Source organism: Bacillus sp. FSL R5-0709 (assembly GCF_038004785.1).
Lineage (GTDB): Bacteria > Bacillota > Bacilli > Bacillales > Bacillaceae_G > Bacillus_A > Bacillus_A mycoides.
This window is the reverse complement of the sequence record NZ_JBBORT010000001.1, coordinates 3,493,844-3,518,127: the sequence shown is the minus strand read 5'-3', so window position 1 is coordinate 3,518,127 and position 24,284 is coordinate 3,493,844. Positions and strand designations below refer to the sequence as shown.

Below are 24,284 nucleotides of genomic sequence, written 5' to 3'. Positions count from 1 at the left end.
TTTGGAGAATTTAACGATTTTCACCCCTACTTATAATAGAGCATATTGTCTTACAAATTGTTATGAGAGTTTAAAACGTCAAACATGTAAGAATTTTATTTGGTTAATAATAGATGATGGATCTAGTGATAACACAAAAGAATTGGTGGATAGCTGGATTGCTGAAAAATATATAAAAATTATGTATCATTGGCAACAAAATCAAGGGATGCATGGTGCTCACAATACAGCATACGAAATGATTGATACGGAGTTAAATATTTGTATTGATTCTGATGATTATATGCCAGACGATGCTGTAGAAAAAATCCTTTCTTTTTGGAGTAGATATGGGAATGATGAAGTTAGTGGGATAATTGGATTGGATTTGTATACAAATGGGCAAATAATTGGCTCAAAGTTACCAGAAAACCTTAAATATTCCACGTTGTTTAATCTTTACAACAAACATGGTATCACAGGTGATAAAAAATTGGTCTATCGCACAGAATTGACTAAGAAATATCCATACCCAATTTTTAAAAATGAAAAATATGTTGGGTTAGCATATAAATATTATATGTTAGATCAGCAGTATGAGATGTTACTGATGAACGAACCTCTTTGCTATGTTGAATACATGCCTGACGGTTCATCAATGAATATGCTAAATCAATATCGTAAAAATCCAAGAGGTTTTGCTTTTTATCGCAAGGAACTTATGAAATTGCCATTTACTAATCGAGTATTCAAGTATAGGCAAGCTGTACATTATGTATCTAGTAGTTTTATAGCGAAAAATAAAAGATTTATGCAAGAGTCGCCATGCAAAGGTCTTACGATTTGCGCATTACCACTTGGAGTTATTCTTTATAGTTACATTACAATGAAAACAAGAATGGAAGTAAATATATAGGGATTTACTTAGTAAGTAAATGAGAGGACATAATAATGACTATACTTTGGATGAATCTTTTTATCGTATTCATACTCGCATTTTTTGCAAGGTATTTTGCTATACCTGTAACTAATAATTTTACATTGATAAAGCCAAATAGATTATTGGTTTTAATGGCGGCTCTATCACTTGTATTGGTAGCGGGACTTCGGAATAATATTGGGGATACTTATTTTTATATGCATGCATATAAAATAACGGAGTTTAATTGGGAGTATGTTCAAACTAACAAAGACATGGGCTTTAATATTTTTCAAATGGTTTTGAAAAAATATGCGGATGATCCTCAAGTAATGGTTTTTACTACAGCATTGATAACAAATGTACTCATTGTAGCAACACTATATAAATATTCAAGACTAATTGAATTGAGTTTATATGTTTATATTACGTCGGGTATGTATTTAACATCAATGAATGGGATTAGGCAATATTTAGCCGCTGCAATTATTTTTGCTGCCACAAAATATATTTTTGAAGGAAAATGGAAAAAATATATGGCAATTGTATTATGCGCATCAACATTTCATGCAAGTGCATTAGTTCTTATGCCAATCTACTTTTTTGTAAGAAAAAAAGCCTGGTCAGGAACGACATATTTGCTTCTTTTTTTAGCAGTATGTGTAGTTATAGGTTTTAATCAGTTTTCGGAAGTTTTATTTTCGGCAATTGGAAATACTCAATATGGTCAATATAAGGAATTTCATGAAGGTGGTGCCAATATACTTAGGGTTGCTGTGAGTATAGTGCCAATTATACTGGCTTACCTTGGGAAAGATAAAATGAGGGCGTTATTCCCTGAAAGTGATTATATTGTAAATATGTCTATATTAGGTCTTGTTTTTATGATTATTTCAACACAAAATTGGATATTTGCTAGATTCTCCATATATTTTGGATTGTATCAGTTAATATTAATTTCTTGGGTTGTGAAGTCATTTACAGATAAAGATCAAAAGTTGATTTATTATGCAGTTCTAGTGTGCTATTTTATTTATTTTGTATATGAACATGTAATTACTCTGGGAATTATCTATAAGAGTAACCTACTTTGATAATAAAGTGCAAGATGCTGGGAGAGGATTGTTAAATGGGGATAGATTCTAAGCTTAGACCTAAAAATAAAAAGAAGGTTTTACACATTGTCAGCGCTCTGAATCGCGGGGGAGCTGAAACGTTACTAATGAATATATATAGGAAAATAGATAAGAGGCAGCTTCAGTTTGATTTTGTATCTCATCGAAATGAGAAAAATGATTATGAAGATGAAATAATGGCATTAGGTGGGAGAATATATAAGGTACCTAGTTTAGGACAAATAGGACCTTTTTCCTATGTTAAAGAACTTGTGAAAATTATGTCGGATAATCAATATGAAGTTGTACATGCACATACGGATTATCAAGGTGGTTTCGTTGCTGTAGCGGCAAAAATAGCTGGTATAAAAAAGAGGATTTGTCATTCGCATAGTAATAATTGGCCACAAGACTCTGGAATAAAAGCAAGAGTTATCCTAAAGGTTTTGCAATCTATTATTAAATATGCTGGAACTAATTATTGTGCGTGCAGCGTTGAAGCAGCACGTTTTTTATTTGGCGAAAGGATGCTTCATAGTGAGAGGATAGAACTAATTAAAAACGGTATAGATATTAATCAATTTACTGATATAGACGCTGGGAGTAGTGTCAGCGTAAGAAGGGAACTTAATATACCGAATGCAACAAAATTAATAGGACATATAGGAAGTTTTTCAGAGTCAAAGAATCATATTTTTATCCTAAAAGTTTTAAAGCAAATTTTAAAACGAGATTCAAATTTTGTTGCTATTTTAGTAGGAGATGGCCCGTTAAGGATTTCTATTGAATTAAAAGCAAAGCAATTAGGGATTTTTGAAAATATTAGATTTTTGGGGGTTAGGAAGGATATTCCACGACTCATGAAGAGTTTTGATGTTTTTATTTTTCCTTCTTTGTTTGAGGGGTTTGGTATTGTAACTTTAGAAGCGCAATCTGCAGGTGTACCATGTGTTGTAGCAGATACGCTACCTAATAATACTGATATGGGGTTAGGGATAATGTCATTTGTTGACTTAGATGAAGAAATTGAAATATGGTGTAAAGAAATTTATAAAGCCTTGTTAAAAGAAAGACCTGACAGGGAATTCATAATTAACAATATATCGAAATTAGGCTTTGATATTAACGATAACATTTACGAGTGGCTATCGTTATATGGAATTGTGCGCAAGGAAGAAATAGGATAATCTAATTTATTTTCATTTTATATGTCTGATGTATAAGGAGATTTGTTGAGCGTAACAGCAAAATACAAATATAAAATGAGGAAGAGAAATCAATAATAGATTTTGTGAGGTATCCTATAATGAAAAAGAAAAGAATATTAATTACATCTTTTGATATGGAAATTGGTGGAGTAGAAAGAAGTTTGATTGGTTTATTAAATACAATTGATTACAGTAAGTATGATATAGATTTAATGTTATTTAAACATGAAGGTGGATTTTTCTCTTTACTACCTAAAGAGCCGAATTTATTAGAGGAATTGCAACAATATACTACTTTTAGAAAATCAATTAAGCAGATATTACAAGAAGGGCATTACTCAATTGGGATTACTAGGATAATAGGGAGAATTATGGGCGTTATGCATGGGCGATATGTAAATAGTAAAGAACCTGGATACTTCGTCATTCAATATGGATGGAGAATATCTCTTCCATTTCTTCCAAAGTTGAGAGAAGAGTACGATGTTGCGATAAGTTTTTTATGGCCGCATTATTTTATAGGGGATAAAGTTCGAGCGAAAAGAAAAATTGGGTGGATTCATACTGATTATTCGAACATACAACTTAACAAAGAAATGGAATGTAAAATGTGGAGGAAAATGGATGATATTGTGGCGGTTTCCGAAAGTTGTAGAGATACATTCCTGAATAGTCTGCCTTATATTAATAAAAAGGTGCAAGTGATAGAAAATATAATAGATTCTGAATTTGTTCGCGAACAATCTAATGAAGGAGATATTACTCAGGAAATACCAATAAATAGAGAGCGAATCAAGTTAGTTACTGTTGCTAGACTTTCTCATGCTAAGGGAATTGATGACGCTATATATGCGCTTAGAAAACTATTAGATCAAGGGTATGATATCGAGTGGTACATAGTTGGATATGGGCCTCAAGAAGCGGAACTTAAATTGTTGATAGATAAATTAGGACTTCAAGATGAATTTGTTTTACTAGGTAAGAAGATTAATCCGTACCCGTACATAAAAGCATGTGATATTTATGTACAACCTTCTAGATACGAAGGGAAGGCAGTAACAGTTCGGGAAGCGCAAATTCTTAAGAAACCAGTATTAATAACTAATTTTTCAACTGCCAAAAGTCAGCTGGAGAACGGGGTAGATGGATATATTTGTCCAATGGGTATAAAGGGAATTGTCGAAGGAATAAAAAAAATGATTGATGATGTTGAATTCAGAAGTGAAATTGTTAATAATGTAAGTCAAAAAAATTATGGTAATGAAATAGAAGTGGAAAAGATATATAGGTTAATTGAATTAGAATAGATTAAGTTATAAAACTAAAAAATCTTTTACTATTTATAAAAGATACTTGGGGGAATTATTTTTATGGAGAATGTTTTAGTATTAGATACATCGGTAGGTTCTCTTAACAAGGGTGACGATATAATAATGAAGTGTGTAAAGCATCATCTTTCTGATATAACTAAAAATGCATATGTTTTAACATTACCTACTCATGTTTCACCTTTTCATTGGTACCAAGTAGCGAGAAAATCAAATAGGGTAAAGATTTATAGTGATGCGAAATATAAGTTTGTAGGTGGTTCGAATTTGCTAGCAATGGATATGTTTACGCACTTTCCGCAGTGGAATATTAATATATTTAATTATGGTCCTTTAAAGGGGAGTATTCTGGTTGGAGTTGGTGCAGGAAAAGGGAATAAAATAAATCCCTATACAAAAATGTTATATAGAAAAGTTTTATCACATGAATATATACATAGTGTTAGAGATGAAAGAACAAAAAAAATTTTAGAAGAAATGGGCTTTAAAGCTCTAAATACTGGTTGTGCAACTTTGTGGTCTTTTACGCATGATTTTTGTAGGGGAATTCCAAGTGGAAAATCGGAATCGGTTGTTTTTACACTAACCCATCATTCTAAAAATCGTGAAAAAGATCAATTATTGATAGATACACTTAACAAAAGTTATGAAAATGTCTATTTTTGGATACAAGACGCTGATGATTTTGAATATTTAAAAACTTTAGAGGGTATACAGGACATAAAAATTATACCTCCTACTATAGAGGCGTATGAAAAAATCCTAAATACAGCCGTCGATTATATTGGAACACGTTTACATGGCGGCATATTTGCTATGCGTCATAAAAAACGTGCAATAATTATCTCCATAGATGAAAGAGCTAAGGGGATGGGCGAAACGTATAATTTAAATCTGATTGATAGGGAAGATTTAAATAATCTTGAAAAAATGATAAATTCAGAGTTTATCACGGATGTTCAAGTGAATTTTGATGTAGTAAATCAATGGTTAAAACAGTTCTCTAATTAATAAATGTACTTTGATAAAAATGGCGATTTATTAGGAGGCTCAAATGAATAGTATAATTCTCGATAAAATTGTCGTAAGAAATAATAGAGTTGATTATTCTTTTAGTATTAAGGGGGATTTACAAAAGTATTTTAAGACAAGTAATCATATGTTTCTTGAATATAACTATGATGTATCTGATATCCCTTTAAGTATTTTGGCTATTCCGTTTGTTGCAAATGTAGTTCCTCTTGTATGGATTACTAATTCAACAATAGTAATAAATGAACTAGATAAATCTTTTTATATTTGTTTAAATAATATAAAAAATGCATATCAAAACATGTTTCCTGGTGTGAAATTTAAAGGATCCGTGGATGTAGGAGAAATTATTGATAATGTTTACATTCCGGAATTTGAAGCGGCATCTTTATTTAGTGGGGGATTAGATGCACTTACTACATTTATAAGAATAAAAGATAAAAACCCCTTGCTAGTTACTGAATATGGATGGCATGAAAATGAAATAGAGGGTAGTAAAGTATGGGAGGCAGATAAAGAAAATGCCATAAATTTTGTAAAGGATAATGGACTAGAAAATATTTTTATACAATCCAACTATGGGACCTTTATAATTGCAGGGAACATTGACCATGATTTTAGAGAAAAGTTAAACGATACATGGTGGCATGGATTGCATCATGGTCTAGCGATAATATCTGCAGCTATTCCAATAGCTTTTAAACTTAAGATAAAATGTATATACATTGCAAGCTCTAATTCTCCATTATATCAAGTTACTTGTGCATCTGATCCAACTGTGGATAATGAAATAAAATATGCATCTGGAACAGTATTTCATGATGGATACGAACTTACTAGGCAAGAAAAGATTAAAGTTGTTGTGGACCATTATTCAGCTAGTAAAGAACCTGTTAATATCAGGGTATGTTTTAAAAATGAAGAAAATTGTTGTAAATGTGAAAAATGTTTAAGAACAATTATGGGAATTATTGCTGAAGGGAGAGATCCTCGTGAATATGGTTTTAATATTCCAAGTAATCTTTATCAGTACGTTAAAACTTCTTTAAATAGTGAGGTGAAGTTTTTTACTAATACATTCATTGAAATGTATTGGAATTTAATCCAAGTGCGAATGAAACAAAATTGTGATTGTATTACAGATAAAAATTTACTAAATTGGTTTCTAGATTATGATTTCAAGGCGCAACGAAGAAAAGCGTTATTAAAATACAGGATAACAAAGTTTTTCCCTATTTTAAAGAGGAAGATTAGTGCCAAATTTAGTAGAGTGGGTACGCAAAACAACTAAAATATAGAAGGTATTACGATGAGAATACAAAATTCCTTAAAAAATATTTTATTCGGTTTGTCTGGACAAATAATTAGTATTGGCATGGGATTTGTTGTTCGAACTGTTTTTATTTATACACTCGGTATAGAATATTTAGGTGTGGATGGGCTTTTTACAAGTATACTATTGATGTTTTCCCTAGCTAATTTAGGCTTTGATACAGCTATAATTTATAGTTTATATAGGCCATTAGCTGAGAAGGATATCTATAAAATACAGGCATTAATGAATTTATATCAAAAAGCATACAGATTAATAGGAGTAGTAGTTTTATTATTAGGGTTATCTCTATTACCATTTCTTGATTATTTAGTGAATGCAGATACTATGATTAAAGACATTAACATTATCTATCTTTTATTTTTAATAAGTTCGGTGTCATCATATTATTTTGTATATAAGCAATCTATTATTATTGCTGATCAAAGTAACTATATCATTTCTAAAATACACACTTTGTTCATAATTATATCTAACGCATTACAAATTGTTTTATTAATAATTATTAGTGATTACATTGTAGTACTGATAGTTCAATTAACATTGAAAGTAATTGAGAATGTATATATTGCAAATAAGGCAAATAAATTATATCCATTTTTAAAAGAAAAAAATAATGCGAAATTATCTAAGGCAGACAGACGAGAGTTTTTTGAGAATTTGTATTCCTTGTTACTATATAAAATTAGTGGTGTAGTAATTAATGCAACAGATAATATAATTATATCGAAATTCATTGGAATTATTTGGGTTGGTGTGTATTCAAATTATTTGTTGATCTTAAATACATTAAATACCTTATTAGGCTATTTGTTTTATTCTATCACTGCTAGTGTTGGAAATTTGAATGTGAAAGAAAATGCAGAAAAAAAATATTTTATTTTTCGTGTAATTAACTTTTTTAATTTTTGGATATATGGATTTTGTACAGTTTGCCTTTGGAATTTGATAAATCCATTTATAACACTCTGGTTAGGTGAGGAATATGTGTTTAATAAGTATGTATTATTTTTCATATTACTTAATTTTTTCACTTCAGGAATGCAAAATACAACTACAATTTTTAGAGAAACCACAGGTTTATTTAAAAAAGGGAAGTATAGACCTATCATAGCGGCAATTATAAATATTGTAGTTTCTATAATTCTCGCGAAACAAATAGGAATAGCAGGAGTGCTTTTAGGGACTGTTATTAGTAGATTATGTACTTACTTTTGGTATGATCCTTATATTATATTTAAAATGATTTTTAAAAAATCTGTAAAAGTATATTTTATTAGATATATTTTGTTTGTAGTGCTTGTATTATTTTCTGTTATAGCAACGGATTTTATTGGTTATATTTTTCACATAAATATATTTATGGACATGGTAATACGTAGTATTTTGTGCCTGATTATTCCGAATTTGATCTTTTGGATGGTATTTAAAGAGGCGGAAGAGTATAGATATTTCCTTAATTTAACCCGAATATTAATAAAAAAAATAAAGTCGAAAATATTAACTCGGAAAGTTTCGAATGATAATTATCCATAAATTATTATTTTATTTTTTCCATATCACAGTAAAGAATGCTTTATTTACGGAAGAGATTTTAGGTTGTTCTGAAAATAATAGTAGGGGAGTTATGTATAAAGAGCATAGTGTCTTTTTAATAAAATTGTAAGTTTAAATAGTATAAATAAAAGGGTATTGAAATAAAAACAGCTAGTAAGAATAGATCTATTTAGGAAGGAGAAAGGAATTGTGAAAAGACTTTCTAAATAATGGATCTCTAAAAACAATAAAAAGTGATGTTACTTCTCTTATATCCAATCAATTTACCTTATGAAACATAAGATGTAGAAAAGCAAAAAAGAGGTGTGAATTGATGTGGAGAAGAAGGGATAATCTTGGGAATTTGAATGATTTAGATTTGGTGTCCAAGCCTCCTTTTCATAATGACATTTTAACTTATGATAGTACGCAATTAAAATGGATTCCAAAATCATTTGAAGCTACAAATTCTACAAGTATATATGTATTAGAATTAGATAGATGGGATGTTAAGAATGATGGGACTGATGCTATCAATACTTCCAAAGGTATTAATAATGCTTTAGTTTGGGCGGCTCAACAAGGTTATACGGAAGTTGTGTTACCTAGAGGAATATATTTGATTGATAAACAAACACCCATCGAACCACCAAGTCATTTAACTTTGAATCTAAACGGTTCAACATTAAAAATGGAAACAAATAATTTGACTGGATATGCAATTATAAGTTTTCGTAGAAATCAAGTATATTCTAGGATAACAAATGGTATTATCCAAGGAGATAGATATACACATGATTATTCTAGTGGGGGAACACATGAGGCAGGGTACGGCATTGAATTGGGGAGTTTTACTCCACCTGCTGATGGGGGGAACAATACACGGTTTGTATCTTTAGATAATCTAGATATTTTAGATTGTACAGGAGATGCCATTACACTGAACAGTACTTTTGGGCAGATTTCACCTTTTCCTACAGCATTAGCAAGTTCATTTGAACAGGGAGCAATTAATACAACAGATGGTTCATTAGTAAGTAGTACAACAAAGATACGTTCCAATTTGCAAATTGATATGACCCAAGTGGCTATTGTAAAGTATGGTTACTTTGGATTATATGGAAATGGATTTGGAGCATTGGGTTCTGAAATAAAATGCGATTATTATGATGTCATTTTTTACACTTCAAATAATATATTTTTATCTTCAAAAACCAATGTACAATTCTTTGATGAAGTAGAAGTCCCTAATGGAGCAAGTTATGCTAAAATTGTTTTGCATCAAGGGAATGTTCCTGCTCCTGCAAATTGTTTAATAAATGTTCGGGTGCCTTCTTTTTCACAATATACTTATATAGAAAAATGTAATTTACATGATTGCCGTAGACAAGGGATTAGTGTATGTGGGGCAAAGAATGTATATATTCGAGATAATGATATTCATCACATCGCAGGTACCAATCCACAAAGTGGACTAGATATTGAAGATGGATATGATTTAAATCAATATATATACATTGAAAGAAATAATTTTCATGATAATAAAAATTATAATATTATTGTTGTAAATGGGAAATTTATCTATATATCGAATAATTCTATTATGAATACCATTTCAAATGCTTATGTTGGGCTATCTATTAATGGTGGTGCAGATAGGGTAATCGTAACAGGGAATAATATCCGATTAACCAAGGTCTCTTTGTTAGGAGATGTTATTTTTTCCAATAATTATGTATACGGAGCGCAAGTAAATGTTCAAGGTGTATATGTAAATCGACCTATTAATATATTAGATAATATTTTTTCTAATAGTAAAATGATTATTGATACCCCCTTTCCATATGCGGTTAAAGTTGATTCCTGTCGCTTTATAAACGATGCAGATAAACTAAATTCCTTGTCATCATTGTATCAGTGGACATTAGAGATGAAAAATGAGCCGCAAACTATCTCAAATTGTATATTTGAAGGACAAGACGTTTTGTATTTAAATTATGTACCAGTAGGAACAGTTAAATCAGGATGGATATTTGAAAATATTATATTTAATAATGTTAAAAACCCAACCTTAGTTGCAGGGACATATACAAATTGCTTTTTTAAGGACGTAACCTTTTTGGGGATAACAAGTACAGGAAGCACTTTAGAATTAAAAGATTGCAAGTTCTTTAGTATAGATAGAAATAACACGTTATTTACAGTGAATAACCTCAAAGCATTCAAGATGATGGATTGTCATATAGAAAAACCAAATGGTACGGTCTTGAATATTCAAAATGTATCTGATGAAATAGTGTTAGGGGGAAATACTATAAAAATTACAAATGATACTCTTCAGAGAGCTATTATTGTTTTGGATGCAGCGTTTACTGGTAAGCAAGTGATAATTCAAAATAATATTATAAATTCCACAAATTTGATGCAAGTTGGGATAGATAATAGAACAACGAGTATTACACCCCTAGTAGTAATTCAAAACAACGTGTTGAATAATGCGAAAATTACAATTACAGGGAGGGAATTTCTGCAAGGGAATATAGTTAATGGTGTAATAGATCCAAATTAATGCATGGTGATAATTAAATTTGAATAGTTTCAAAAAATTATGAGAAATGAAGTAGAGTGGCTCTTAATAAATATGTCCATAAAGTATTATATAATGGTACATGGAAGGATTTTGTCCAATGTAATTATTCGAAATAGTCTAATTCCTAATAGATAATAGGTTTATTGACTTTTAGTTACTACTATAGAATAGAGAAAAGCTATTATGTTTTTTATAAACATAATAGCTTTTTATTATTACGTTAACTGCATACTAAAAAATAGTGTGTAGGAGAATTTTTAAATAATAAATGGATTTTTTAATATACTACTAAGCGTTGTTTATAAAACTGTGTTTGTGAATATATTTTTTGAGATTTTTACAGTGTGTAATAGTCTCTTGGATAAGCATTTGGAAAAATATATTTTGCACCTATGTGTATTGCTTTCTTCTACTTATTAAGTTTTAAAGCTGTGTACTATAGAAAATGTTTGCAGGTGATAAGTAAAGAGAAATTGAATACAATTCTTTAATTACAACTTAAGAATACTTGATTTCAATCCGTAATGAATACTTTGTAGATTATTTAACTTTGGAAAAGCATTTGTAATAATTTAAGATGGGGGAATGATTGGTAATGAAGAGACTGTTTGATATCTTTATTTCTTTATTATTATTAATTTGCTTTTTTTTCGTTATTCTTTTAGTAGCAATTATAGTTAAAACTCAGATAGGATCACCCATTTTATTTAGACAACAACGTCCAGGGTTACATGGAAAACCTTTTTATCTTTATAAATTTCGTACGATGACCAATGAGCGAGATCGTAATGGGGAGCTGTTACAAGATCACGCTAGATTAACTAAAGTTGGAAAATTTCTTAGAAAATATAGTTTAGACGAATTACCACAATTAATAAATGTGCTAAAAGGTCAATTAAGTTTGGTGGGCCCCCGCCCATTATTAATAGAATATATGCCTTTATATTCGAAAGAGCAAGCTAAAAGGCATAATGTAAGACCCGGAATCACTGGATGGGCTCAAGTTAATGGAAGAAATAGTATCTCATGGGATGAGAAATTTAAATTAGATGTATGGTATGTTGAGAATCAAAGTTTTCTTTTAGATTTGAAAATTTTATATCTAACTTTTAGTAAGGTTTTAAAGTCGGAAGGGATAACAAATAATAAGCATGTGACTATGCCAGTTTTTAAGGGGGGAATCGAGCATGGGGGGGAATAAAATGAATATTTTGTTTACTAGCTCTGGTAGGAGGGTCACCTTAATTAAAAAATTTAAGGAAGTACTTAAACAAGAAGGAATCAAAGGAAAAATCTTTACTGCAGACTTAAAAGAAACTGCTCCCACCATTTACTTTAGCGATAAGCATTTTATTGTTCCGCGTGTAAATGAAGAGGGATATATAAATGAATTATTAAAAATATGTAAATCTGAAATGATAAATCTAATAATTCCGTTAATTGATACAGAATTAACCCTTATGGCTAATAATTCGAAGGTTTTCGAAGGTATTGGTGTAAAAGTATTAGTTTCTAGTATGGAATTAAATAAGATTGCTAATAACAAAAAATACACATATAACTTTTTTGCATCTAATAATATACCAACACCTAGAGTATATAGTGATGAAGAGATTGGAAGAAAAGAATATCAATTTCCACTATTAATTAAACCTTATGATGGCAGTTCTAGTAAAGGTGTAACAAAAATAATGAATGAAAAGGAATTGGAATTTTTTAAGGATTATATACCTAACGCTATGATACAAGAGTACGTTTCAGGAGAAGAATACACTATAGATGTCATGGTAGATTTCTGTGGGAATATAAAAACAATCGTTCCTAGATTGCGTATAGAGACACGAGCAGGTGAGGTAAGTAAAGGTATAACCAAGAAGGATTTTGATATCATCCAAGCAGCAGAAACTGTAATAAAAGCTCTTCCTAATCCTATTGGGTGTATTACTTTACAATGTTTTAAAAAGGAGGATGGACAAATTACGTTTATTGAAATAAACCCTCGTTTTGGAGGAGGAATACCACTATCAATAGAAGCAGGAGCGAATTTTCCACTTTGGACAATTAAAATGTGTCAGGGGGAAGTCTTTATAGATAAGGACTTTAATTGGAGAGAAAATTTAACAATGCTTAGATATGATGAAGCGGTTTTTATGGAGAGTATTTAAGATGATGATTAAAGCAATTGTTTTTGATATGGATGATACTTTATATAAAGAGAAAGATTATGTTGTAAGTGGTTTTAAAGCAGTGGATGATTGGATTAAAGAGAAGTATAAGAAAACCGGATTTTATAATATTGCAATTCAATTATTCGATTCGGGGGAAAGAAGGTTCGTGTTTAATGAAACACTAGAAAAGTTAAACATTCCTTACGATGAAAAATTGATTAGTAATTTGATAGAACAGTATAGGTTTCATAAACCAGATATTCAATTGTTGGATGAAGCGGATTGGGTACTAAATAATTTAGTTAATACCGTTAAAATAGGACTTATTTCAGACGGATATTTAGTTGCCCAAGAAAAGAAAATTAATGCATTAAAGTTAAAAGAGAGATTTCATTCGATAATTCTCACTGATGAGCTGGGAAAAGAATATTGGAAGCCGAGCCAAATTCCTTATGAAAAAATAAGTAAGGAACTACAGGTGCCTCATCAGCAATGTGTCTATATAGGAGATAATTTAAGTAAGGATTTTATAACAGCCAAGAAATTGAAATGGTTAACGATCCATATTAATAGAGAAGGTGGAATTCATCATAATCTTATAGTTGAGCAAGCTTATAAAGCACATTATACAATTGATAATTTAAGGAGATTATCTGATATATCTGTATTAGAGCATATGTTTTTAGATACATAGTATTTAAATATGTATAAAGGATGTGTTTACATGCACACAGTTCAGCATAAAAAGCGAATTTACCTTTCCTCACCGCACATGAGTGGAAATGAACAAAAATATATTCAAAATGCATTTGATACAAACTGGATTGCCCCTCTTGGCCCAAATGTTGATGGATTTGAAAGAGAACTTGCATCTTTTGTAGGAGTGAAAGGTGGGGCTGCAGTTAGTTCAGGTACGGCTGCTATTCATTTAGCTTTGCGATTATTAGATGTCCAAAAGGGAGATACAGTGTTTTGTTCAAGTTTTACTTTTGTAGCGAGTGCGAATCCGATTGTTTATTTGGGAGCTGAACCAGTATTTATTGACTCAGAACCAGAAACATGGAATATGTCACCGCAAGCGCTAGCGCTTGCATTATATGATGCTAATAAAGCAGGGGAATTACCGAAAGCTGTCATTCTTGTTCATTTATATGGTCAGAGTGCTAAGTTAGATGAAATTCTTTCGCTCTGTAATCAATATGATGTTCCTATAATCGAGGATGCAGCAGAATCTCTAGGTTCTACATATAAAGGAAAAGCAAGCGGTACATTTGGTAGGTTTGGTGTTTATTCATTTAATGGAAATAAAATTATTACAACTTCGGGTGGTGGAATGCTAGTTTCTAATGATGTAGAAGCATTAGAGAGAGCGAAGTTTTTAGCGACACAAGCAAAGGATCCAGCTCCACATTATGAGCATAGTGAGATAGGTTACAATTATAGAATGAGTAATATATTAGCTGGTGTTGGGAGAGGGCAATTAGAAGTGTTAGAAGATAGAGTGAGGACTAGAAGGTGTATATATAAACGGTATTATGAAGCGCTATCTCACATGCCAGGATTTTATTTTATGCCTGAATTAGAAAATACACGCTCAAATCGTTGGCTTACTACACTGACAATTGATGAAAAGGAATCTGGGATCTCTATTGGGAAATTATTGAGAACTTTAGCAGAAGAGAACATTGAAGCGCGTCTTATGTGGAAGCCACTTCATATGCAGTCGCTCTTTAAAGAGAAGAAGTATTATCCGCATAGTAAAAATGAAGATGTGTCGCATTCCTTATTTCAAAGTGGAATTTGTTTGCCTTCAGGATCTAATATGTTAGCTGAAGATCAACAAAGGGTAATTCAAAGCATTTTAAAAGCAGTAGAATGGAAGAATTAAAAGAAAAGTAAGTAAAATTGGAATTAGATTTGTATATGTACCACTATTTGTTCTTTATAGTGAATTCCAAAGGGGATTGTTTGGGAACATTCAGTTTCAATTGACATAAAAAAGGGATAATTATAGGCTTTTAATATCTATATCTTAGTCTGAAAGTAAATTTAAGCATGTAATTGAGAAAGTAATAAAACAAATAATTTCGTTCGTTAAAAAGAATGATAAAGAGGTATGTTTAACGAATTTAATATGTAAATAGTATTTGTAGTAACTTTTCATATATTAGGAGGAAGAAATGAGCGCTATAGCTGGCATTATTCACTTTACTAATGAGCCTGTATCAATTGAGCACGGAAGAGAAGTAATGAGTCGTTTATACAAATATCCTGCCGATGATATTCAAATATGGCACAAAGAAAATGCTTTTCTAGGATGTCATGCACAATGGATTACACCAGAGTCAGTTGGTGAACAATTACCCTTTTATAATTATGAAAAGCAACTGGCAATTACAGCAGATGCTATTATTGATAATCGTGATGAGTTATTTGAAAAATTACAAGTGGATTATTCGGATAGAAAAAACATGACAGATAGCGAGTTAATTTTACTCTCTTATCAAAAATGGGGGGAAGCGGCTCCAAAATATTTGGTAGGCGATTTTGCCTTTATGATTTGGGATGAGAAAAAACAAATTCTTTTTGGTGCCAGAGATTTTTCAGGAAGTCGGACACTTTATTTTTATCGTGGTGAGGAAAAATTTACTTTTTGTACTATTATAAATCCGTTATTTTCTCTACCATATGTTGAGAAGAAATTGAATAAGCAGTGGATTGCTGAATTTCTAGCTATACCTGTAAATTTCGAATCGGTAGATCCACAGTTAACAGTTTACAAATATATAGAACAAGTGCCTCCAGCACACACTATTTTGGTAAAGGAAGGCGAAGTGAAGTTTTCGCGATACTATACACCAACTGTTGGGGAAATGCTTAATTTAAAATCAAATGAAGAGTATGAAGAGGCGTTTCGAGAGGTGTATCAAAGTGCAGTGAAGGCACGTTTACGAACACATCACCAAGTAGGAGCTCATTTGAGCGGAGGGCTAGACTCAGGTTCTGTCGTTAGTTTTGCTGCAAGTGATTTACGGGCTGAAAATAAAAAATTACATACGTACAGTTATGTTCCAGTAGAAGGATTTGAAGATTGGACACACAAAGGTAGAATAGCTGACGAAAGACCATTTATTCAATCGACTGTCGAGCATGTAGGGAATATACAGGATTATTATTTAGAATTGCCGGAGAGAAGCCCACTATCGGAAATTGATGATTGGCTGGAAACAATGGAGATGCCATATAAATTTTTTGAGAATACTTTTTGGTTGAGTGGAGTTTATGAAAAAGCATCTCAGAATGGAATAGGAGTACTTCTTAGTGGTCAAAGAGGTAATTGGACAGTATCGTGGGGACCTATTTTAGATTACCAGGCAATGTTATTGAAAAAGCTACATTGGATTCGTTTTTATCGTGAACTACATTTATATAGTAGAAATATAGGAGTGAAAAAATCACGTGTTTTTGAAGTGGTAAGACGAAAGGCATTTCCATTTTTGCATCAGTTACTTTTTTCAGGGAAACAAGATGCAAATTCCGCAATAATTAATCCGGAATTTGCAAGGGAAATGAATGTTTTTGACAGACTCAGAGAACAAGACATCGATATAACAGGCACCTCTATCTCTAATGCATATGACATGAAAAGAGAACAGTTTGAAAAACCATATTATTGGAGCATAAATGGAACGTATGAAACGAAATTATCATTACGTTATGCTTTATGGGATCGTGATCCCACAAATGACTTACGATTGATTCAATTTTGTTTGTCAGTTCCAGAAGAACAGTATGTTCAAAATGGTTTGGATCGAGCCCTGATCCGGAGAGCCACAAAGAATTTCCTTCCTGATAAAGTACGATTGAATCAACGGGTTCGAGGTATTCAAGGTGCAGATGGTGTTTACCGTATGGCTCCTTTTTGGAATGAATTTATTGAGGAAGTTGAAGAACTTAGTGTAGATCCAGTAATTTCTGAATTTCTAAATGTCGAGGTAATTAAGAAAGCTATCTCAAAAATTTGTAAAGAACCTCGACCAGAATATGCATTTGATTTAGATTTTAGAATTTTAATGCGTAGCTTAATCTTCTATCGATTTATAAAAAAAGCAATGTGAAAGGAGGTGATACGTATGAAAAAGGAATGGAAACAACCTGTATTAGAAGTACTTAATATTAATATGACTATGGCGGGGCCTGGGCATAAATATCCAGATGCTGTTCAACCTGACCCAGATGATCCAGTGAAGTACAGTTAAGTCATTGGAAAAATAAAGCTCTTATATAGCTTTATTATATAAGAGCTTTCAAAAAATTGACAATGTGGGGGGATAGGATGTTTGATTCTATGGGGAATGTGTTATATCAAGCCTTCGGGTTAAAAATAGTAAGTGAAATCCCATTACCTGAATTGTCTCAGCTGAATGAAAAAAAAGAGATGGCGGATGTTCAAGTTGAAATAACTGATTTGTCAGAACAGTGGGGTGAATATAGCGCAGAAAAGCAAAAAACGATAGTAGTGGAGGATGATATAGTTATGTTTCATGTTCCTCAAACTGCAATATTCGCTATACAATCAGGTGAGAAAATCACCTTTTCACCTATGGCAAATGCAGAAGAAGATAAAATTCGACTATATATTTTGGGAACTTGTATGGGGGCGCTTTTAATGCAACGTAAAATACTCCCATTGCATGGGAGTGTAATTGCTATAGATGGGAAAGCATATGCATTAATTGGTGATTCAGGAGCTGGAAAATCAACGTTAGCCTCGGCTTTTTTGAATAAAGGATATAAGCTTTTAAGTGATGATGTAGTTGCTGTGTCTCTTTTGAATAAAAATACTGCAATAGTTCATCCTTCTTACGCACAACAAAAATTATGGCAAGAGAGCATAAATGAGTTAGGAATGGAAGTAGCGCAATTTAGCCCTTTATTTGAAAGGGAAACGAAGTATGCTGTTCCTGTGAATTCTCAATTCTTTCCTGATCCATTACCTCTTGCTGGTGTTATTGAATTAGTAAAAACGCAGGGAGAAGATATCGAGATGACCCGTATAGAAGGGCTCGCACGCTTGTATAAATTATACCGCCATACTTTTAGGAATTCTTTGATTTCTAAATTAGGATTGATGGAATGGCATTTTGAAACTTCATCTAATATTGCAAGTGGAATGGAAATATTTCAAGTAAGCCGCCCGGCTTCAAGATTTACAGCTCATGAGCTTGTGGAAGTTATTTTAAATACTATACAGAAAGGGAGTATGGTTGATGGTTGTCCACTCGAGAAAAATATCATTAGAACATAACGTTGTCCAAAGTAAGGGTAATATAGTAAGCGATATGGATGGAGAAAAAGTTATGTTAAATGTCCAGAAAGGAAATTACTATAACTTAGGTGAAATAGGCGGAGAAATATGGGAGCTTATTGAAAAGCCAATAATAATTAATCAGCTTGTTACTATGCTAGTATCTAACTATGATATTGAACGAAAAGATTGTGAAGAGCAAGTTCTTTCCTTTTTAGAGTGTTTGTTTCAAGAAGGGTTAATTCAAATAAAAGATCAGCCTAATAGATAGATTCGTAATTTCAAAAGAACTGTTAGGAAGGGATTAATAAATATTGTGAAAAGGTTAAGGATGTTTTTATCACTAAACATGAAAACAAAGCTCTTATTTTTAGAGGCTTTTATTTTTTTAGGATGGGCACGTGTACTAAAAAATATTACATTTTCCAAAGTTGCACCTTCTTTAGGGGATTACATGAGTGAAACCTCAAGTACTCATATTCAACCGCACGGAGATACGCTAAAAAAGGTGTCCGAAGCAATTTCTATTATGAGTCGTTATACTTTTTGGGAAAGTCAATGTCTCGTTAAAGCTATAGCTGGGATGAAAATGCTCGAAAAACGTCACATTGAGAGTACTCTTTATTTAGGAACTGCTAAGGATAGTCATGGTGAATTAATTGCGCATGCATGGTTACGGAGCGGTTCTTTTTATGTTACTGGATCAGAAGGAATGGAGAAATTTACTGTCGTTGGATCATTTGCAAAGAGGTTAAGTGAGGACACTACTAAAGGAGAATAAAATGGAGAAAGATTTTGGTCTTAATGTAGAGTTCATGTCTAAGGAATTGAAACTTCTTTTTACAATTTTGAAGTTACAAGATGACGAAACACTGCAAACTTATAGTAGTGAATGGTTCACAGATATTGATTGGGAGGTTTTTCTTGAGCAAGCCATGCATCATCGTGTTTATCCGGTGATTTATCAAAAACTTAAACAGGTAGATGAGGAACGAATTCCTTCACATGTTGTACAAACTTTAAATAGAAAATATAGAAATAATACATTTCAAATGCTTTATTTAAGTGCTGAAATGGAACGAATAAATAAATTTTTTAATGAAAATGAGATTCGTACGATGTTTCTAAAAGGACCTGTACTATCTCAGGACTTATATGGAGATATTTCTTTACGAACATCTTGTGATTTGGACGTTCTCATTCCTGTTCAAAAATTAGAAAAAGTAGAAAAACTACTTTTAGAGCAAGGATATGTGAAAGATGATTATATTCAAACGATATTAAGTGATTGGAAATGGAGGCATCACCATATAACATTTTTCCATCCAACAAGGCGGATCAAACTTGAAATTCATTGGAGGTTAAATCCTGGACCGGGTAAGGAACCTGGGTTTGAAGAGCTTTGGAAGCGAAAGAGAAAAAGTGCACTTACAAGTAATTCGGTATATATGTTAGGAAAGGAAGATTTATTTTTATTTCTTGTCTCTCATGGTGCTAGACATGGTTGGTCTAGATTGCGCTGGTTAGTGGATATAAAAAAAATTGTCAATCAAGATCTTAACTGGAGTGAGATTAACAAATTAATGAGAAAATATCAAATGTTTCATTTAGGAGGACAAGCATTAATTTTGGCATCTCAAATGTTAGGTGCACGATTAGATAAGAGGATGATGGAATTAGTAGCGAAAAAACGTTCAAAGCAGTTAGCTCAAGAAGCGCTGTTTTATTTCAAGCAAATGATAAACTTGCATACCGATCCTGTTCCTGAAGAAGTACTTGCTTATCATAGTAGGCATTTATTTTCACTGATGTCTAATCAGCAAAAAATTTTATTTATTATGAGCCAACTCTATCCTTATCCGATTGATGCAAAAACATTGCCGTTACCTAAATTCCTTCATTTTTTATATTTTCCTTTACGTCCGTTTCTATGTCTTTGGAGGAAAACAAAGAAGCTTGCTTTGTCATAGGGGGAACATCGATGAATCATATTATATATTTTATGAAGAAATTATATTCTTCTGCAGGGAAAATTCTGTATGTGAATTTGTTTGGTATGGTTTTAATAAGTTTACTTGAAGGGATAGGTATTATTTTATTAATTCCTATGATAAGTATGGCTGGAATAATTAATATAGGTGAGGAGACTGCTTTTATTGCACCTGTTTATAGATTTTTGCAGGATTTCCCTAAAACAACAAGCCTAATTTCTATTTTAGGTATATATATACTAATAGTGTTAGGGCAAAATCTATTACAACGAAACATAACGCTAAGGGATGCGAGAACGCAACAAGCTTTTGTACGAGAATTAAGAATAGAAACATATAGTATGATTCTAAAAGCGAAGTGGAGTTTTTTTTTAGAGAAAAGGAAAACAAATCTAATAAATATATTAACTACAGAATTAGCTCGCGTAAGTTATGGGGTTAATTTAATTTTACAATTGTTAGCTGTTATTCTGTTTACATTCATACAGGTGGGGCTTGCGTTTTTATTATCTCCCCAAATAACTATATTTGTTTTGGTCTTTGGCTTATTATTCTTAGTAGCTTCTCGTGCTTTTATAAAAAAAGCACGAATACTAGGCGGTAAGACCTCGAAATTAGCACAAGACTATCTTTCTGGTATAACAGATCATTTTAATGGAATTAAAGATATAAAGAGTAATACTTTGGAAGCATCACGTTTAGATTGGTTACAATCTATAACAGAAAAGATGAGTAATGAACAAATGGAGTATATGAGAATAAGGTCGAACTCTCAATTGTTTTATAAAGTTTCAATGGCTATTTTAATTGCATTTTTTATATTATTATCAGTAAGTATATTTAAAGCTCAACCCACCCAATTACTATTAATCATACTCATCTTTTCGAGACTATGGCCACGATTTATGACAATTCAGTCAAATTTAGAACAGCTTGCTGCAAGCATTCCTGCTTTTAAGTCATTATGGGACTTACAAGGGGAATGTAATGAAGCAATTGAAATGCAGGATATACATCAGCAAAAACATATAAAGCCGATTTGTATAGAGCAGGGTATTGAATGTAAGGGTATTTATTTTCGATATAATAAGAAGGAGCATTTGTATGCACTTCAAAATATTAATGTGAAAATACCAATCAATAGTATGACGGCTATTGTGGGACATTCGGGAGCTGGGAAGAGCACATTAATCGATGTTTTAATGGGATTGATTCAGCCAGAGAAAGGTCAAGTATTAATAGATGGAACTCCTCTTACAAGTGAAAATTTATTGTCATTGAGACGGGCTATTAGTTATGTGCCACAAGATCCTTTTTTATTTAATGCAAGCATAAGAGAAAATTTATTGATGATTGAGCCGAATGCGAGTGAAGAACAAATTTGGACTGCATTAGATTTTGCGGCGGCAGCTGAATTTGTACGAATGCTTCCAAAAGGGCTTGATACTCTCATTGGAGATCGTGGAGTGAGACTTTCAGGTGGTGAACGTCAACGACTTGTACTAGCTCGAGCTATTTTAAGACAACCATCCATTTTAGTATTAGATGAAGCTACGAGTGCATTAGATACTGAAAATGAAGTAAAAATTCAATCAGCAATAGAAAGGTTGAAAGGAACGATGACTATTGTTGTTATTGCGCATCGGTTATCTACGATCCGCAATGCAGATCAAGTTATTGTTTTAGGAAAAGGTGAGATTGTTCAAAAAGGTGAATTTAATCAATTGGCTAAAGAGAGAAAAGGTGTATTTCGAAATTTATTAGGGTCACAAATGGAAGTGGGTTCATAGAGGAGAAAGATTGAATGAAATCTTGTATTATTGTAATTCGAGTTGAATGATAGCCCGGATAATGGTCAGTTACAAAAGGTCTTATTCGGGCTTTTATATTTGTGTTTTCTAAATTTAGGGAATAAATATAATTCAGTACCTTGCAATAAACAATACTAAGTGGTATATTATGGATAAAATAGCTACCGTTTATTGAACAGTACTAAAATGAGAAAGGGGGATTGTCCTTGAACGTTCAGTTTAAAAAAGGTGTGTTAGAACTGTGTGTATTGGCACTTGTAAAACGTAAGGATTGTTATGGATATGAACTTGTTCAGCAAATCTCTAATAAATTTTTAATATCGGAAGGTTCTGTATATCCGTTATTACGTCGTTTAACGAAAGAGGGATATTTTCAAACGTATTTAAAAGAATCCACGGAAGGACCGCCCCGTAAATATTATCAACTAACAGAGCAAGGAGAGATGCAACTTACTTTATTAGTAACAGAGTGGCGTGATTTTGCTAAAGGTGTTCAAGAAATTATTGAAGGGGTGGAATGGGATGAGTAAAGAGCAGTTTCTTAAAGAATTATCAAGTCATCTTAGAAAGTTACCAGAAGAAGAGCGACAAGATATTTTATTTGATTATGAAGAGCACTTTCAGTTTGGGATGGAAGAGGGGAAAACTGAATCAGAAATAATAAAGGGACTTGGCTCTCCGAAAGTAATTGCGAAAGACTTACTTGCGATGTATCGATTTGATGAAATGAAAAAAGATCCGTCGACTTCAAATGTGACAAGAGCTGTCATGGCAGCGGTTGGACTTAGTTTGTTTAATTTTATTATTGTGTTAGGCCCGTTAGTTGCAATTATAGCTTTTATATTTTCCTTTTGGGTCGGTGGGATTGCTAGTGTAGTGACACCATTTTTCGTTATTGTAAAAGTATTTATGGGCACTTTTATATGGTTGGATCTTTTCGTTAGTATAACGTTTGTCGGAGTAGGTTTGTTGTTATGTATTGTAGCTTATTATAGTACGAAGTGGTTTAAAAGATTATGTGTACGCTATGTAGTCTGGAACTTCAAAATGATAAAAGGGGAGTAGATGATGAAAAAGATATTATTAGTAGCTATCGCTTGTATCATTATTGGAGTAATAGGGATTTCACAAACATATGAAAAAGCAGTACAAACTGCAGAGAAAGGAGATAAAGAGGACGTAATTAAAAACGAAACGCTAAAAAATGTAGAAGTTAAGTTAGATGCTGGAGATATTGTTGTCCAAAAATCTCCTGATTCCTCTTTTTATGTAAAGCAAAAAGGAGACGTAAGTAAACAGGAGATTCGTATTGCTGAAGATGGTGATACATTAAAAATCATAGGGGAAATAGAAAAAGGTGTTTCATTTGATTTTTCATTTTACAATTTCGGATTTCAAACGCCTACATTGACTATATTAGTACCTGAACGTTCTTATCAAGAGATAAAAGTAAATTCATCCGCTGGACAAATAGAAATAAGTAATGTGAAAAGTGACCGCGTAAGTGTTGAAACACTCGCCGGAGAAGTGGATTTGAAACATGTAACAGCAAAGAGTGTGGAGGGGTCTACAAAAGCTGGTGAGGTGAATTTTAAAAAAGTAATAGGGAAAGTAACAGCAAAAACGGCTAGTGGGGATATAGATATTATTGATCATGATTCTAAATATGATTTAGAGGTAAGTTCAACTGCTGGAGATGTAGATATTACTTTATTGGAAAAACCACAAGATGCAGTTATAACTGGGCAAACTGCTGCTGGAGACGTGACAATTTTTAATGAAGACAATAAAAATATAACGATTGGTAATGGTAGTAAAAAGATTAGCGGTAAAACCGCTGCTGGAGATGTTACTATTGAAACGCGTTAATAATTAATGAAACGCATTCTTTTGAATGAACGGAAATCTATCAAAATATAAAAAGAAGATAATTACCTATATAAATAAGGGAATTATCTTCTTTTTA

Annotated in this window: 22 protein-coding genes; all 22 read left to right on the top strand. The window is 32.1% G+C overall.

The window, feature by feature from the left end:
• Position 1 precedes the first annotated feature (1 nt).
• The 22 genes from MKX37_RS17915 (at position 2) to MKX37_RS17810 (ending at position 24,187) form a co-directional block, all read left to right on the top strand.
• Positions 2-895, top strand: a complete 894-nt coding sequence (locus MKX37_RS17915; RefSeq protein WP_016120651.1) for a glycosyltransferase family 2 protein — start codon at positions 2-4, stop codon at positions 893-895.
• A gap of 35 nt (positions 896-930) precedes the next feature.
• Positions 931-1,992: an EpsG family protein gene (locus MKX37_RS17910; protein WP_002014464.1), complete on the top strand. Its 1,062-nt coding sequence runs from the start codon at positions 931-933 to the stop codon at positions 1,990-1,992.
• A gap of 35 nt (positions 1,993-2,027) precedes the next feature.
• Positions 2,028-3,200, top strand: coding sequence for a glycosyltransferase family 1 protein (locus tag MKX37_RS17905; protein WP_002128602.1), 1,173 nt, complete (start codon positions 2,028-2,030; stop codon positions 3,198-3,200).
• A gap of 119 nt (positions 3,201-3,319) precedes the next feature.
• Positions 3,320-4,528, top strand: coding sequence for a glycosyltransferase (locus MKX37_RS17900; protein WP_002014461.1), 1,209 nt, complete (start codon positions 3,320-3,322; stop codon positions 4,526-4,528).
• Between the two features lie 63 nt (positions 4,529-4,591).
• Positions 4,592-5,560, top strand: a complete 969-nt coding sequence (locus MKX37_RS17895; protein ID WP_002014459.1) for a polysaccharide pyruvyl transferase family protein — start codon at positions 4,592-4,594, stop codon at positions 5,558-5,560.
• Between the two features lie 43 nt (positions 5,561-5,603).
• Positions 5,604-6,872 (top strand): hypothetical protein, encoded by a 1,269-nt coding sequence (locus MKX37_RS17890; protein ID WP_002128600.1) that lies wholly within the window; start codon positions 5,604-5,606, stop codon positions 6,870-6,872.
• 18 nt (positions 6,873-6,890) lie between these two features.
• A complete protein-coding gene (locus MKX37_RS17885; protein WP_016120648.1) occupies positions 6,891-8,450 on the top strand; it encodes a lipopolysaccharide biosynthesis protein in 1,560 nt (519 codons plus the stop codon).
• Positions 8,451-8,784: 334 nt separating this feature from the next.
• The gene (locus MKX37_RS17880) at positions 8,785-11,019 is read left to right on the top strand and encodes a right-handed parallel beta-helix repeat-containing protein (RefSeq protein WP_002128596.1); all 2,235 of its coding nucleotides are present in this window, start codon (positions 8,785-8,787) and stop codon (positions 11,017-11,019) included.
• A gap of 616 nt (positions 11,020-11,635) precedes the next feature.
• Entirely contained in the window at positions 11,636-12,241 is a 606-nt protein-coding gene (locus tag MKX37_RS17875) for a sugar transferase (protein ID WP_002128595.1), read from the top strand.
• Positions 12,228-13,205: an ATP-grasp domain-containing protein gene (locus tag MKX37_RS17870; protein ID WP_033729827.1), complete on the top strand. Its 978-nt coding sequence runs from the start codon at positions 12,228-12,230 to the stop codon at positions 13,203-13,205. Before MKX37_RS17875 ends, MKX37_RS17870 begins: the two co-directional genes overlap by 14 nt.
• 1 nt (position 13,206) lies before the next feature.
• Positions 13,207-13,902, top strand: coding sequence for an HAD family hydrolase (locus tag MKX37_RS17865; protein ID WP_002128593.1), 696 nt, complete (start codon positions 13,207-13,209; stop codon positions 13,900-13,902).
• A gap of 30 nt (positions 13,903-13,932) precedes the next feature.
• Positions 13,933-15,096, top strand: coding sequence for an aminotransferase class I/II-fold pyridoxal phosphate-dependent enzyme (locus MKX37_RS17860; RefSeq protein WP_078422188.1), 1,164 nt, complete (start codon positions 13,933-13,935; stop codon positions 15,094-15,096).
• Positions 15,097-15,388: 292 nt separating this feature from the next.
• A complete protein-coding gene (locus MKX37_RS17855) occupies positions 15,389-17,326 on the top strand; it encodes a lasso peptide isopeptide bond-forming cyclase (protein ID WP_002128588.1) in 1,938 nt (645 codons plus the stop codon).
• A 15-nt stretch (positions 17,327-17,341) separates the two neighbouring features.
• The gene (locus MKX37_RS17850) at positions 17,342-17,467 is read left to right on the top strand and encodes a paeninodin family lasso peptide (protein WP_000712621.1); all 126 of its coding nucleotides are present in this window, start codon (positions 17,342-17,344) and stop codon (positions 17,465-17,467) included.
• Between the two features lie 77 nt (positions 17,468-17,544).
• A complete protein-coding gene (locus tag MKX37_RS17845; RefSeq protein WP_002128587.1) occupies positions 17,545-18,516 on the top strand; it encodes an aldolase in 972 nt (323 codons plus the stop codon).
• Positions 18,479-18,787 carry a lasso peptide biosynthesis PqqD family chaperone gene (locus MKX37_RS17840; protein ID WP_002128586.1) on the top strand — a complete coding sequence of 103 codons (309 nt, stop codon included), beginning with the start codon at positions 18,479-18,481 and terminating at the stop codon, positions 18,785-18,787. The genes MKX37_RS17845 and MKX37_RS17840 overlap by 38 nt, the downstream gene beginning before the upstream one ends.
• Positions 18,788-18,823: 36 nt before the next feature.
• Entirely contained in the window at positions 18,824-19,297 is a 474-nt protein-coding gene (locus tag MKX37_RS17835) for a lasso peptide biosynthesis B2 protein (protein ID WP_078422187.1), read from the top strand.
• Position 19,298: 1 nt separating this feature from the next.
• Positions 19,299-20,486 (top strand): nucleotidyltransferase domain-containing protein, encoded by a 1,188-nt coding sequence (locus MKX37_RS17830; protein WP_002167807.1) that lies wholly within the window; start codon positions 19,299-19,301, stop codon positions 20,484-20,486.
• Positions 20,487-20,497: 11 nt separating this feature from the next.
• A complete protein-coding gene (locus tag MKX37_RS17825; protein ID WP_002128582.1) occupies positions 20,498-22,297 on the top strand; it encodes an ABC transporter ATP-binding protein in 1,800 nt (599 codons plus the stop codon).
• Positions 22,298-22,524: 227 nt separating this feature from the next.
• Positions 22,525-22,848, top strand: coding sequence for a PadR family transcriptional regulator (locus MKX37_RS17820; RefSeq protein WP_002066545.1), 324 nt, complete (start codon positions 22,525-22,527; stop codon positions 22,846-22,848).
• A complete protein-coding gene (locus MKX37_RS17815; RefSeq protein ID WP_002128581.1) occupies positions 22,841-23,383 on the top strand; it encodes a DUF1700 domain-containing protein in 543 nt (180 codons plus the stop codon). The genes MKX37_RS17820 and MKX37_RS17815 overlap by 8 nt, the downstream gene beginning before the upstream one ends.
• Complete coding sequence (locus MKX37_RS17810) at positions 23,384-24,187, top strand: DUF4097 family beta strand repeat-containing protein (RefSeq protein WP_002014437.1); 804 nt, start codon at positions 23,384-23,386, stop codon at positions 24,185-24,187. It abuts the gene before it with no gap.
• The last annotated feature ends 97 nt before the right edge of the window (positions 24,188-24,284 follow it).